Origin of the sequence: Falsochrobactrum shanghaiense, assembly GCF_003149535.1 — a bacterium.
Lineage (GTDB): Bacteria > Pseudomonadota > Alphaproteobacteria > Rhizobiales > Rhizobiaceae > Brucella > Brucella shanghaiense.
This window is the reverse complement of the sequence record NZ_QGDB01000001.1, coordinates 711,266-724,168: the sequence shown is the minus strand read 5'-3', so window position 1 is coordinate 724,168 and position 12,903 is coordinate 711,266. Positions and strand designations below refer to the sequence as shown.

The window sequence follows — 12,903 nt, the reverse complement described above, 5'->3', positions numbered from 1 at the left end:
TGCGCCGATCAGGCCAGAACGATATTGGCGGCTGATTCGGGAAGTTCCTCACCGAAGGCGCGCTGGTAGAATTCCGCCACCGTCGCGCGTTCCAGCTCGTCGCATTTGTTGAGGAAGGTCAGGCGGAATGCGAAACCGACATCGTTGAAGATCGCGGCGTTTTCGGCCCAGGTAATCACCGTGCGCGGGCTCATCACGGTCGAAAGATCGCCATTAATGAAAGCCTGACGGGTCAGATCGGCGACGCGCACCATCTTGTTGACGATCTCGCGGCCTTCCGTGTTCTGGTAATGCTTGGCCTTGGCGAGAACGATGTTCACTTCATTGTCATGCGGCAGATAGTTGAGCGTGGTCACGATGGACCAGCGGTCCATCTGCGCCTGATTGATCTGCTGCGTGCCGTGATAAAGGCCGGTCGTATCGCCAAGCCCGACCGTATTGGCGGTGGCAAACAGGCGGAACGCGGGATGCGGGCGGATGACGCGGCTCTGGTCGAGCAGCGTCAGGCGGCCTGAAGATTCGAGCACGCGCTGGATCACGAACATCACATCCGGGCGGCCCGCATCATATTCGTCGAAGACCAGCGCCACATTGTGCTGATAGGCCCATGGCAGGATGCCGTCCTTGAATTCCGTGACCTGCACACCGTCCTTGACGACGATGGCGTCCTTGCCGACCAGATCGATACGGCTGACATGGCTGTCGAGATTGACGCGCACACAGGGCCAGTTTAGGCGGGCGGCGACCTGTTCGATATGGGTCGATTTACCCGTGCCGTGATAGCCCGAAACCATCACGCGGCGGTTATAGGCAAAGCCTGCGAGGATCGCGAGGGTCGTCTGGCGATCAAAAAGATAGTCCGGATCGAGTTCCGGCACATAGGAATCGCCTGCCGCATAGGCTGGCACCATCATGTCGGAATCGATCCCGAACTTTTCGCGCACCGAAACCGTGGTATCCGGCAAATTGGCTATATCGCGCTCGACCTTGTTCATCATGCCTCCAGAGCGGCAGGACTGTCCGGCCGCGACATTCAAGTTCCCTCTGGAGCAACGCAGGGCGAGCCTGCCGGCAAGCCCGATCGATGCCCCATCCAAATTCAGTTGCGGGCATCCGTACTTGCATCCCGCACATGGCGCGGCAGAAGAATGTCCGTCGAGCATCGAGGCCATCGGCCTCGCGCTCTTCGCTCATGCAAAAGGCTTTAGCAAAAACCTGCCTGCTTGAGCAATTGATAAGCCTGGATCACGTCGCGGAAACGCTCCTCTGACCCACGGTCGCCACCATTCGCATCGGGATGATGAAGCTTCACCAGTTCTTTATAGCGCGCCTTGATCTTATCGCCAGTCGAATTTGCATCAAGACCCAGCGTGACCAGCGCCTTGATCTCCAATGTGCGCGGCTTTCGCTGTGCCGTTTTCGTCGAAGCCCGGCTTTTCGTCTCATTGACGAAATTGAACGGATCGCGCAGGCGGTTGTGGTAGGAGGCCGAGCCGGAACGCCGCTGCGCCATATCGGGCGAGGTGCGCGCAGCACCCGTCGAATTGGACGCCGTCGACCATGTCGGGCGATTGCCGGTGATGGCTTCCTTCTGGAATTTGGCGATGTCGGAATCCGACAATCCTGAGAAATAGTTGAAATTCTTGTTATATTCCCGGACGTGATCGATACAGAAGCGGAAATATTCGCCCTCGCGCATGCGTCCCACAGGCGCGCGATGCGTTCCCGGCTTGGTGCAGCCATTCCACTGGCAGCAGGGTGCATTGGATTTCGCCTCCGCTTCCTTCTTGGGGCGGATACGAATGCTGTCGAAGTATTTGGAGCTCGTTGTCATCGAATCGGATTATGCGGATTAAGAGTGACTAAACAAGAATTGACATTTCATCCTGACTGGTTCTGGTCCGGTGTGACCATTGTTTCAGGGCGAAACTTTGTTGCAAACTGCATTTCCTGTGCGGATTTGCCCCACCGATTGCCGCCGGGGCGGCATCTATATGAAGCACAGCGTCTATATGGGGAGAACTGGCCCGAATGTCCATTCTTAATAACAAACAATCTGCCATGGAAGAAAAACTCAAGGCGGCTTTTGCGCCACAGCGCCTTGAAATCATGAATGAAAGTCATCTTCATGCCGGTCATCACCATACCGGCAGCGACCATCACGGCACCTATGACGGCACCGGCGAAACCCATTTTCGCGTGCGCATGGTGGCGGATGCTTTCACCGGCATGAGTCGCGTTGCGCGTCATCGCGCGGTCAACGATGCGCTCAAGCAGGAACTCGACAGCGGCGTTCATGCGCTGGCGCTCGAACTTTCCGCCCCCGGCGAACCGAGCCGGAGATAAGCATTTCCAGTAAAAGCGTGAAACGCTTTTACGTCCGGATAATGCGTGAAAATAAAGCATTTCCAGCAAAAGTGCGTAGCGGTTTTCGGGCAAGATGCGGAGTGCCGATCAGGCGGCAAGGCGCTCCTTGAGGAATTCCAGAACCGCAGCAGGCGGCACGTCTTTGGCGATGAAGGACTGGCCGATGCCATGCGTCAGAATGAAGGTGAGCGCGCCGCGCGCCACTTTCTTGTCCTGCGCGATATACTCCATAAGTTTATCCGCGGGCGGCAATCCGCCCGGCACATCGGCAAGCGTCGTGGGCAGGCCGACGGCCTTCAGATGCGCCTCGACCCTCTCCGCAGCCTCGATGCCGCATAAATTCATCTTGACTGAAAAACGATGCGCCAGCGCCATGCCGATGGCAACGCCTTCGCCATGCACCAGACGGCTTGAATCATAGCCGGTCGCGCCTTCCAGCGCATGGCCGAACGTATGGCCGAGATTGAGCAGCGTCCGGTCGCCGACCTCGCGCTCATCACGCGCCACCACGGCTGCTTTCGCGCGACAGGATTGCGCAATCGCTTGCGTGCGTTCCGCTCCGCCCGCAAAGACCTGCTGCCAGTTCTGCTCCAGCCAGGCGAAGAAATCCGGCTGGTCGATCAGGCCATATTTCGCCACTTCCGCATAGCCTGCGCGAAACTCGCGCGCAGACAGCGTGTCGAGCACTTCCGTGTCGGCCAGCACCAGCTGCGGCTGGTTGAAGACACCGACGAGATTCTTGCCATGCGTGGTATTGATGCCGGTCTTGCCGCCAACGGAAGAATCCACCTGCGCCAGCAGCGATGTCGGCATCTGCACGAAATTCATGCCGCGCCGCACGATACCGGCAACGAAACCGGAAAGATCACCGATCACGCCGCCGCCAAGCGCCACGACGGCATCGCCGCGCTCAAGCCGCGCGGCCAGAACCGCATTGGTCACGGCTTCAAGCGTTGCGAAGGATTTCGATTTCTCCCCCGGCGCGACGATGATCGGCGTGGATTGAATACCGGCGCGCTCAAAGCTTGCGCTCAGCCGCTCCAGATGCGCTTTGGCGACATTTTCATCGGTGACGATGGCAACGCGGATACCCGCAAGACGGCGCGCCACTTCCTCGCCTGCACGATCGACCAGCCCCTTGCCAATCAGAATATCATAGGAACGCTCACCCAATGAAACCGGAACGGTGACATGATCGGCGGTGGTCGAAGGCGCATTCATATTGTTCTCCCGCAGGCTCACACCCGCTCTTTTTCCACCGGCCGGGCTTTACGCCCGCTCTTTCTCTAAGTGCCCGATCAGAACATCGATCAGTTCCGCAGCGATCACTTCCTTCTTGTCGTCGCGCGTCATCACATGCAGATCGGCCAGCGCATAGACCGGATAGCGCTCCTTCATCAGCCGCTCCATGACGCCGCGCGGATCGTCGTTTTTCAGCAATGGACGGTTCTGGCGGCGCGACACGCGATCCATCAGCACGTCGAGTTCGGCATTGAGCCAGATCGAAACGCCTGCCTGCGCAATGGCTGCGCGGGTTTCGGCATTCATATAGGCCCCGCCGCCGGTGGCCAGCACCATCGGCCCGTCATCGAGCAGCCGCAGGATCACCCGCCGTTCGAGATCGCGGAATTCTTCCTCGCCATAGGTTTCGAACAATTCCGGTATGGTCATGCGCGAAACGGCCTCGATTTCATTATCGACATCGCGAAAAGGCAGGCCCAGCATCGTCGCCACCTTGCGCCCGACCGTCGATTTGCCCGCGCCCATCAATCCAACGAGAACGACCACTTTCGTGTCCAGCAATTGGCGGACGGTTTCCGCCTTTTCATTAAGGTGTGACTGTTTTTGCGTGCTGTTCATCGTCCTCGTCCATTTGTGTCGTTTCCACATCAAAAACCGCGCGGCGTCAATCCCGACGCGGCTTTTTAATCGCCCGCCTTTTAATCGCCCGCCTTGGGCGCTCCTTGCTTTCGTCTCAATAGCACAGCATAAAACGACCATGCCCACATTGACGCGCCTTCTCGCCTTTCTTGCTGTCATTGCCGCCATCGCCTATGGCGCGATGTTCGCGCTTGCCAACTTCGTACAGCCCACAACCCACCAGATCACGGTGGAGATACCCGCGTCGAAAATCCCGCAAACCGTCATTGCCCCGCCGCCCCCGCCTGCCCCCGCACCCCCAGCGGAACCCGCTGTGCAGGAGGAATGATATGCGCGCTTCGCTGGCAATCGAGAATTTCCTCGAAATGATGAGCGCGGAACGCGGCGCGGCGCAGAATACGCTCGAATCCTACCGCCGCGATCTGGAAACCTGCGCGCAGACCCTTGCGGAAGGCGGCGTCAATCTCGCCAAGGCCGGGACCGAAGATATTCGCCATGCGCTCGATGCCATGGCCGTTGAGGGCTTTGCCGCGACATCGCAGGCGCGTCGCCTCTCGGCACTCAAGCAGTTCTTCCGCTTTCTTTACGCCGAAGGTTTCCGGCAAGACGATCCGACCGGCACGATCGACGCACCCAAGAAGCAAAAGCCGCTGCCCAAGATCATGAGCGTCGAGAATGTCACGCGCCTGCTTGATCGTGCGGCACTCGAAGCGCGGGAAGCCGCAGAACCCGAAGAGCGCCTCAAAGCGCTGCGCCTTCATGCGCTGCTGGAAACACTCTATGCCACGGGACTGCGCGTCTCCGAGCTCGTCGGCCTGCCCGCAAGCGTCGCCCGCACCGACCACCGCTTCCTGATCGTGCGCGGCAAAGGCTCGAAAGATCGCATGGTGCCGCTGTCGCAAAAGGCGCGCGAGGCCTTGCAGCTTTTTCTTGCCCTGCGCGATTGCCAGCCGGGTCTTGACGAAAATCCGTGGCTGTTTCCGGCCTTTTCCGAAAGCGGCCATCTGGCGCGGCAGGTTTTTGCGCGCGAACTCAAATCCCTTGCCGCCCGCGCGGGCCTATCAAGCGCTTCCGTCTCGCCGCATGTCCTGCGCCATGCCTTCGCCAGCCACCTCTTGCAGAACGGCGCGGATTTGCGCACCGTGCAGCAATTGCTCGGCCATGCCGATATTTCGACAACGCAGATTTACACCCATGTACTGGAAGAAAGACTGCATAAATTGGTAAGTGAACACCATCCGCTTGCCGATTAAGCGCGCTGCTTGTATGAGAAAGCCGGAAAAATTTGCAAGATGCACATGAAGTAAATATGTAAAGCGACAAAAGCTGCCCTATGCTCGCTATCCGTACAAACGCACAATAGTCAGGCCCGATGTATAATTATCTCGATTTTGAAAAACCCGTCGCCGATCTCGAAGGCCAGATTCTGGAGCTGAAGAAGCTTGCGCAGGAACAGGGCAGCGTCGAGATGAGCGACGAGATCAGCCGTCTCGAGAAACGCTCGGCGGATGCGTTGAAGGATATTTACCGCAAGCTGACGCCATGGCAGAAGGCGCAGATCGCCCGCCACCCCGACCGTCCGCACTGCCTCGAATATATCGAAAAGCTGTTTACCGAATTCACGCCGCTGGCAGGCGACCGGCAATTTGCCAATGACGAGGCCATTCAGGGCGGCTTTGCCCGCTTCAACGGCCAGCCCGTCGCCATTCTGGGACAGGAAAAAGGCTCCGACACCAAAACGCGGCTCAAGCACAATTTCGGCTCGGCCCGCCCCGAAGGCTATCGCAAGGCCGTCCGCATCATGGAAATGGCCGACCGTTTCCAGCTTCCCCTCATCACTTTCGTCGACACCGCCGGTGCCTATCCGGGCGTCAGCGCCGAAGAGCGCGGGCAGGCGGAAGCCATCGCGCGTTCGACCGCCCAATGCCTCAAGCTGCGCGTGCCGGTGATCTCGATCATCATCGGCGAGGGCGGCTCCGGAGGCGCAATCGCCATCGCGGTCGCAAACCGCGTCTATATGCTCGAACATTCGATCTATTCGGTGATTTCGCCGGAAGGTGCCGCCTCGATCCTCTGGCATGATTCCACCCGCGCAAGAGATGCCGCCTCCAATATGCGCATCACCGCGCAGGACCTGTTCGAACTCAAGATCATCGACGGTATCATTTCCGAACCGATGGGCGGCGCGCATCGCGGCAAGGATGCCGTTATTGCTGCGACCGGCGACACCATCGCCGCTTCGCTGCGCTCGATGAAGGATGTTGACGGCGAGACGCTCAAGCAGGAACGCCGCCAGAAATTCCTCGAAATCGGCCGCAATATCTGATGCAAAATCAGAAAAGCGCAAATGCTTTTCTGAGAAAGCCATATAATTCAAATAGTTAAACCTGTTTTTATCCGGCGCGCCCGTCATGGTCGCGCCCGATTGCATGCGTGCGTCATTTCCGCCATATTGCGGTCGGGTGGTTTTTTAGGTATTCGGGCAAGGATTCATAAACGATACCGAAAGGTTTCGTTGATAGGATCGGGTCCATGAGGGGACGGGAATTTGCTCCGGGCATCGAAGGGTGCCGCTCCAACAGGCTTGATGCGATATGAAAATCAGAACCGCCATTCTTGCAACCGTCATGGCATCCGCGCTTCTTGCGGGCTGTCAGGGTGCGTCCGTTTCCGATCTCGCCTTGCGGGCTGAAAAGCCCCTGCCCACCAAGATCGTCACGAAAATGAAGGCGAAGGGCATGTCCCGCAATTCGCCGATCATGGTGCGCATCTTCAAGGAAGAAGGCGTTCTGGAAGTCTGGAAGCAGAAGAATAACGGCAAATACGACCAGATCGCAGCCTATGAAATCTGCAAATGGTCGGGCAAGCTCGGGCCGAAATTCGTCGAGGGCGACCGGCAGGCGCCCGAAGGCTTCTACACGGTGCGCCCGGCGCAGATGAACCCCAATTCGCAATATTACCTCGCTTTCAACATCGGCTTTCCCAACGATTATGACCGCGTCAATGGCCGCACCGGCCAGCATCTGATGGTGCATGGCGCCTGCTCGTCGTCGGGCTGCTATTCGATGACCGATGAAAGCGTCAGCGAAATTTACGCATTTGGCCGCGACGCCTTCCGCGGCGGCCAGCGTGAATTCCAGATTCAGGCATTTCCGTTCCGCATGACCGCCGCCAATATGGCGCGTTATCGCAACGACCCCAATTACGGCTTCTGGAAAATGCTCAAGCAGGGCTATGATTCCTTCGAGACGACGAAAACCCCGCCGAAGGTCGATGTCTGCGAAAGGCGCTATGTGTTCAACGTCGCCTCGCCGGACGGCCAGCCGCTGTCGCCTGCGGAAGCCTGCCCGCCATCAGCCGGTGCAGAAGCCATGTCCTACGCAACTTACGAGAAATCCTATCTCGCCGCTTTCAGCGCCGCGCAGAAGGCCCCCGCCCCCTCCATTCAGGGGCTGGCGGAAGCAAAGCTCGTCTCCGCATGGAGTGCCGCGCGTGCGCGTGGCGAAAGGGTGAGCCGCGAGCCGCCGTCGCTAAACCCCTCCTCCGCCGAAACGCCCAATGCGCCCGATATAGCGCCTGCGCAGCCAACCGCGATTGCCGCTACGCCGCAGCCGCAGCCTGCTCCGCTCGCAACTGCCGCAGTGCCCGTGCCTCAGGAAAACCCGGTCTCGCCCATGACAACCGCAAGCACCGTGGCGGACACCATCGTCGCGCCTGAACCGGCACCAGAGAAGAAAAAGTCGTGGTGGAAATTCGGTCGGGACTAAAACCGCTGGAAAACGACATCCCCGTCTATGACTTGAGAGGGCTTAAATGCCCTCTTCCGGTTTTGAAGACCCGCAATCGTTTGCAGGCCATGCCGGACGGCGCGCTTTTATGGGTCGAGGCCACTGATCCCCTGTCGGGCATCGACCTGCCGCATTTCTGCACGCAGGAAGGCCACGAACTGCTTGCGCAGACGCGCGAAGGCAGCCTGCACCGCTTTCTCATCCGCAAGAAGCAGGTGGATCAACCGCGCGGCGAATAGCCGGGAATAGCCAGCGGATTGTCCATCATCGCCGCACGATCCGGGCGGTCTATGCCCGCCTTGCCTAAAAATGCATCGAAAAGCTCGCGCACATAGCTTTCGGGCAGGTCTTTCACGATCAGGACCAGCAATGTTTCGCGCTCGCCCGATCCCTGTCCTTGCGGCCATTGCGGCAGGCGCGCGGGCGGATGAAAAATCTTCTGCACGCCATGAATGACCAGCGGACGCTCCGGGTCTTCCGCAATCTGCACGATGCCTTTCATGCGCAGCAGCTTTTCGCCATGGGTCGAGCGCAGCAGATCAAGAAACATCTCGAAGGTCGAAAAGGGTATCGGCTCCTTGTGCCGCAGCGCAAAAGAGCGGATCGCCTCGTCATGATGGTGATGGTGATGCTCATGATCGTGGTGATCATGATCGCAATCGGGGCCGCATATATGATCATGATGATGATCGCCCTCATAGGCTTCCGCCCTGAGCCAGTGCTGCACATCCGCCGATTTGGTTTGCGGATTATAGAGCCCGCATTCAAACAGCGCCGCATAGCCGGTGCGCGCATCAGATGCTTCGAGAATATCCGCACCCGGGTTAAGCAGTTTCAGCCTTGCTTTCAGCGCTGCAAGCCCCGGCTGCGCCTCATCGAGATCGGCTTTGGTGATGATGATGCGATCGGCCATTGCGGCCTGCTTGACGGCTTCTTCATGATTGTCGAGCGTCGCCATGCCGTTGACGGCATCCACCGTCGCCAGCACGCCATCGAGCCGGAATGCCTGCATGAGCACCGGATGCCCCATGATCGAATGCAGCACCGGTGCCGGATCGGCCAGCCCGGTGGTTTCGATGATGACGCGCTTGAGCGCCTTGATGCGCCCGGTTTCCAGCCGGTCGATCAGATCGGCCAGCGTGTCCACCAGCTCCCCGCGCACCGTGCAGCACAGGCAGCCATCGGCCAGCTCGATCACGCCTTCGCTCGCCTGTTCGACCAGAAGATGATCGATGCTGATCTCACCGAATTCATTGATGATGACGGCGGTATCGGTCAGGGCCGGGTCTTTGAGAAGCCGGTTGAGCAGCGTGGTCTTGCCCGAGCCGAGAAAGCCGGTCAGCACGGAAACGGGAATCGGGTTCTGCATGTTTTAAACTTAATTGATCGTGGATGTATTGACGCGCGCAGCACGTTGCGGACGCGGCTTAGGCACGGGGATCTGCGAAATATCGAGCTGCCCCACCTTGCTGATATTGCGCGGCGGCTCCGACACGAGCCCGACCTGCACCGCGATGGGATCACGGGTCATCGCATGAATATAGGGCGAATCGATCTTGAGCCGCCCTTCCACATCGCGCCCGTCCCAGCGGCTCGCCACCGCTTCCTGGCTACAGATCGCCTTGCGCATATCCACGGCCTGATTGACAGCATTGCCTGCCGGCGGCGTCATGCTGGCCAGTGTCGGCACGCCTGCGCCATTGCTGCGGAAAGCATCCGTCATGAGCTGCGCGGCCTGCACCGTGCGCGTTTCCTGCCGATCCGCTCCCAAAACCACCGCCAGCATCGTGCGGCCCTGACGGGTTGCCGAACCGGCAAGATTGAAGCCCGAAGCGCAGACGAAGCCCGTCTTCATGCCATCGGCGCCATCATAACGCCCAAGCAGGATATTGTAATTGGCCTGTGGCTTCTTGCCATTGCCCGTATCGATCGCCTCGGTCGAGAAATAATGGGCATATTGCGGAAATTCGCGGCGAAGCTGCACGCCGAGGATCGCAAGATCGCGCGCGGTCGAATAATTGTTGGGATCGTGCAGCCCGTTGGGATTGGCAAAATGCGTGCCGACCATGCCCAGCCGCTGCGCTTCGGCATTCATGCGCTGCACAAAACCCGATTCACTGCCGCCGACGGCCTCCGCCAGCGCGACCGACACGTCATTGGCGGATTTGACCAGCATGATCCTGAGCGCATTGTCGAGCGTCATCACGGAGCCGGGGCGATAGCCCATCTTGCTCGGCGGCTCCTTGGACGCATTGACGCTCATGCGCACGGGCGAATCCAGCGTCAGCCTGCCGGCCTGCAGGTCGCGAAACGTCACATAGGCGCTCATCATCTTGGTCAGCGATGCGGGATACCAGCGCTGGAAGGCATCCTTTTGCGCATAGACCTTGCCGGTCGCCACATCGACGACGATGGACGGGTTTGCCGAAGCGGCAGACAGGGTCATGCCTGCGATTGCCGTGGCGGTGAGCCAGATTTTCAATGCCTTCGAGATCATTTCCGTAATTCCAATCAACAATGGCCGCAATACCGGCAAACGACCGTTCCGCATCTCCATAGCGTCTTGCGACCTTCATAACGGCTTGCGAATATCTCAGTCATAATGGAGAAGTTGCATAGTCAATATCTATGACATGTGGCAAGGAAAAGGCAAACGGGGATTGCCCGCTTTCACCGAAACGTCATATCCTGCCATCACCTTTTTACACCCACTTATTCGGGAGCATTCCATAATGCCAGTTCTCAACCGTGCCGCTGAAACCCAGGCGGAAATCACCGCATGGCGCCGTCATCTGCATCAGCACCCGGAACTGTTATACGATATTCACGAGACGGCGCGTTTCGTCGAGGAAAAGCTCAGATCCTTCGGTTGCGATCTGGTTGAAACCGGCATAGGCCGCACCGGCGTGGTCGCGCTCATCAAGGGCAGGCATGGCGACGGCCCGGCCATCGGCCTGCGCGCCGATATGGATGCGCTGCCCATCGATGAGACCACCGGCGCGCCATGGGCTTCGAAAACACCCGGCAGGGCGCATTCCTGCGGTCATGACGGCCATACGGCCATGCTGCTGGGCGCAGCACAATATCTAAGCGAAACCCGCAATTTCCGCGGTTCCGCCGTGATGGTCTTCCAGCCTGCCGAAGAAGGCGGCGCGGGCGCACGCGCCATGGTCGAGGACGGGCTGATGGAGCGCTTCGGCATTTCGGAAATCTATGGCGTGCATAATCTGCCCGGCCTGCCCGTCGGGGAATTTTCCATGTGCAAGGGGCCGATCATGGCCGCGACCGACGAGTTCGACTTTTTCGTCACCGGCCATGGCGGCCATGCCGCACAGCCGCACCGCACGATCGATCCCATTCTCGCGGGCTCCCAGCTTCTCACCGCCATTCAGGGCATCGTCGCCCGCAACACCGACCCGCTGGATTCGCTCGTCATATCGGTGACGAAATTCATCGCAGGCGACGCCTATAATGTCATCCCCGAGAAAGCGACGCTGTCGGGCACGGTCCGCACCCTGAAGAAGGAAACCCATAGCTTCGTGGAACGCCGCCTGCGCGAAGTCGCCGAAGGAACGGCTCTTCTCACCGGCGCACAAATCGCCGTGCGCTACCAGCACAATTATCCCGTCACCTTCAATCATGACGCGCAGACCGAATTCGCCGCGCGCGTGGCAAAAAGCGTGGCGGGAGAAGGCAAGGTGACAACCGATGTCGCGCCCTTGATGGCGGCGGAGGATTTTTCCTTCATGCTGGAGTCGCGTCCCGGCGCCTATATCTTTATCGGCAATGGCGACACGCCCGGCCTGCACAATCCCGCCTATGACTTCAACGATGAAGCCATTCCCTATGGCGTGAGTTATTTCGCCTCGATCATCGAGACCGCGCTTGCGGCCTGAACCGGCAAGCAAGACCGGCAAGCAAGACCGGCGAGCAAGAAATACGCCTGCCCCGCTTTTGCGGGGTTGGCGAAGCGGCAGAAAGATTATATGTGTGGCGCGGCGGTCCCGTAGCTCAGTAGGATAGAGCGACAGATTCCTAATCTGTAGGTCACAGGTTCGATTCCTGTCGGGATCACCACTTGAACCACCCAAAACCGGATTTTGGGCGCTGGCACTGCAAAACTGCTTTATCTATGCTATATCCCATGGAAATGACCCACATTACCTGCTGAAAATCATATGTCCGACCGTCGCCCCATCCTGCTGACCGATGACCATCTCGCTATGGTGGCCCCCGCCGATGGGCCGATGCATGACCCATGCTGGCGGATACTCGAAGATACCGATCTCGACCTGCTGGCTGACAGGCTGATGCAGGATCGGCCCCACCCGATCCCGATTTTCGCCTATGGATCGCTGATCTGGAACCCCGGCTTTCCCGTCCGGTCGCGCCGCCGCGCCACAGCCATCGGCTGGCATCGCAGCTTCTCGATCTCGCTCGATCATTTTCGCGGCACGCCCGAGCGGCCCGGCCTGATGCTGGCTCTTGCTTCGGGCGGCAATTGCGAGGGGCTTGTTCTGGAAATTGCCGCAGGAACCGAAGCGCAATCGCTGCGCGCGCTGCTGCGCCGCGAGCTTGTCGCCCATGAACTGGCCGGCAATGCCTGCTGGATCGAGATCGAAACCGAGCGCGGACGCGAGCAGGCCCTGACCTTCTATGCCGACCCGGTGGGGACGCAGATCGCCGAGCTGACGATAGAGCAGCAGGCGCAAAGGCTGGCCCGCGCGGCGGGCGCTGCCGGATCAGGCGCGGAATATTTGCTGCGAACCGCCAGCGGATTGGAGCAATTCGGCATCCATGACGACTATATCTGGTCACTGCAAAAGCTCGTCGCCGAGGAAATCGAAGCCGCAGCATTGAAGTAGCA

Annotated in this window: 14 protein-coding genes and 1 tRNA gene; 9 read left to right on the top strand and 6 right to left on the bottom strand. The window is 59.3% G+C overall.

From position 1 onward, the window contains the following. Nucleotides 1-8: 8 nt before the first annotated feature. Entirely contained in the window at nucleotides 9-995 is a 987-nt protein-coding gene (cobS, locus tag DKP76_RS03425) for a cobaltochelatase subunit CobS (protein WP_109704991.1), read from the bottom strand. Nucleotides 996-1,204: 209 nt separating this feature from the next. Then, nucleotides 1,205-1,834: a J domain-containing protein gene (locus DKP76_RS03420; protein ID WP_109704990.1), complete on the bottom strand. Its 630-nt coding sequence runs from the start codon at nucleotides 1,832-1,834 to the stop codon at nucleotides 1,205-1,207. Nucleotides 1,835-2,031: 197 nt separating this feature from the next. Here DKP76_RS03420 and DKP76_RS03415 point away from each other — a divergent pair, with 197 nt between their 5' ends. Then, nucleotides 2,032-2,346 (top strand): BolA family protein, encoded by a 315-nt coding sequence (locus tag DKP76_RS03415; protein WP_109704989.1) that lies wholly within the window; start codon nucleotides 2,032-2,034, stop codon nucleotides 2,344-2,346. A 108-nt stretch (nucleotides 2,347-2,454) separates the two neighbouring features. Here DKP76_RS03415 and aroB read toward each other — a convergent pair whose 3' ends face one another. After that, the gene (gene aroB / locus DKP76_RS03410) at nucleotides 2,455-3,588 is read right to left on the bottom strand and encodes a 3-dehydroquinate synthase (RefSeq protein ID WP_109704988.1); all 1,134 of its coding nucleotides are present in this window, start codon (nucleotides 3,586-3,588) and stop codon (nucleotides 2,455-2,457) included. A gap of 48 nt (nucleotides 3,589-3,636) precedes the next feature. Beyond that, complete coding sequence (locus DKP76_RS03405; protein WP_109704987.1) at nucleotides 3,637-4,227, bottom strand: shikimate kinase; 591 nt, start codon at nucleotides 4,225-4,227, stop codon at nucleotides 3,637-3,639. 139 nt (nucleotides 4,228-4,366) lie between these two features. Between DKP76_RS03405 and DKP76_RS03400 the strand changes: the two genes are divergently transcribed. From DKP76_RS03400 to DKP76_RS03380, 5 genes are all read left to right on the top strand, one after another. Further along, nucleotides 4,367-4,576, top strand: coding sequence for a hypothetical protein (locus tag DKP76_RS03400; RefSeq protein ID WP_109704986.1), 210 nt, complete (start codon nucleotides 4,367-4,369; stop codon nucleotides 4,574-4,576). Between the two features lies 1 nt (nucleotide 4,577). Beyond that, nucleotides 4,578-5,501 carry a site-specific tyrosine recombinase XerD gene (xerD, locus tag DKP76_RS03395; protein ID WP_109704985.1) on the top strand — a complete coding sequence of 308 codons (924 nt, stop codon included), beginning with the start codon at nucleotides 4,578-4,580 and terminating at the stop codon, nucleotides 5,499-5,501. A 119-nt stretch (nucleotides 5,502-5,620) separates the two neighbouring features. Then, on the top strand, nucleotides 5,621-6,574 hold the full coding sequence (locus tag DKP76_RS03390; RefSeq protein WP_109704984.1) for an acetyl-CoA carboxylase carboxyltransferase subunit alpha: 954 nt from the start codon (nucleotides 5,621-5,623) through the stop codon (nucleotides 6,572-6,574). Nucleotides 6,575-6,842: 268 nt separating this feature from the next. Further along, the gene (locus DKP76_RS03385) at nucleotides 6,843-8,015 is read left to right on the top strand and encodes a L,D-transpeptidase family protein (RefSeq protein ID WP_109704983.1); all 1,173 of its coding nucleotides are present in this window, start codon (nucleotides 6,843-6,845) and stop codon (nucleotides 8,013-8,015) included. After that, nucleotides 7,994-8,275, top strand: coding sequence for a sulfurtransferase TusA family protein (locus DKP76_RS03380; protein WP_109705164.1), 282 nt, complete (start codon nucleotides 7,994-7,996; stop codon nucleotides 8,273-8,275). Before DKP76_RS03385 ends, DKP76_RS03380 begins: the two co-directional genes overlap by 22 nt. Here DKP76_RS03380 and DKP76_RS03375 read toward each other — a convergent pair. Further along, nucleotides 8,257-9,405, bottom strand: coding sequence for a CobW family GTP-binding protein (locus DKP76_RS03375; protein WP_109704982.1), 1,149 nt, complete (start codon nucleotides 9,403-9,405; stop codon nucleotides 8,257-8,259). The genes DKP76_RS03380 and DKP76_RS03375 overlap by 19 nt on opposite strands. A gap of 9 nt (nucleotides 9,406-9,414) precedes the next feature. Further along, nucleotides 9,415-10,533 (bottom strand): D-alanyl-D-alanine carboxypeptidase family protein, encoded by a 1,119-nt coding sequence (locus tag DKP76_RS03370; RefSeq protein ID WP_109704981.1) that lies wholly within the window; start codon nucleotides 10,531-10,533, stop codon nucleotides 9,415-9,417. A 235-nt stretch (nucleotides 10,534-10,768) separates the two neighbouring features. Here DKP76_RS03370 and DKP76_RS03365 point away from each other — a divergent pair, with 235 nt between their 5' ends. The 3 genes from DKP76_RS03365 (at nucleotide 10,769) to DKP76_RS03355 (ending at nucleotide 12,901) form a co-directional block, all read left to right on the top strand. Beyond that, nucleotides 10,769-11,932 carry a M20 aminoacylase family protein gene (locus tag DKP76_RS03365; RefSeq protein ID WP_109705163.1) on the top strand — a complete coding sequence of 388 codons (1,164 nt, stop codon included), beginning with the start codon at nucleotides 10,769-10,771 and terminating at the stop codon, nucleotides 11,930-11,932. Between the two features lie 104 nt (nucleotides 11,933-12,036). Continuing rightward, nucleotides 12,037-12,113, top strand: a tRNA-Arg gene (locus DKP76_RS03360). 101 nt (nucleotides 12,114-12,214) lie between these two features. Next, nucleotides 12,215-12,901, top strand: coding sequence for a gamma-glutamylcyclotransferase (locus DKP76_RS03355; RefSeq protein ID WP_109704980.1), 687 nt, complete (start codon nucleotides 12,215-12,217; stop codon nucleotides 12,899-12,901). Nucleotides 12,902-12,903 lie beyond the last annotated feature (2 nt).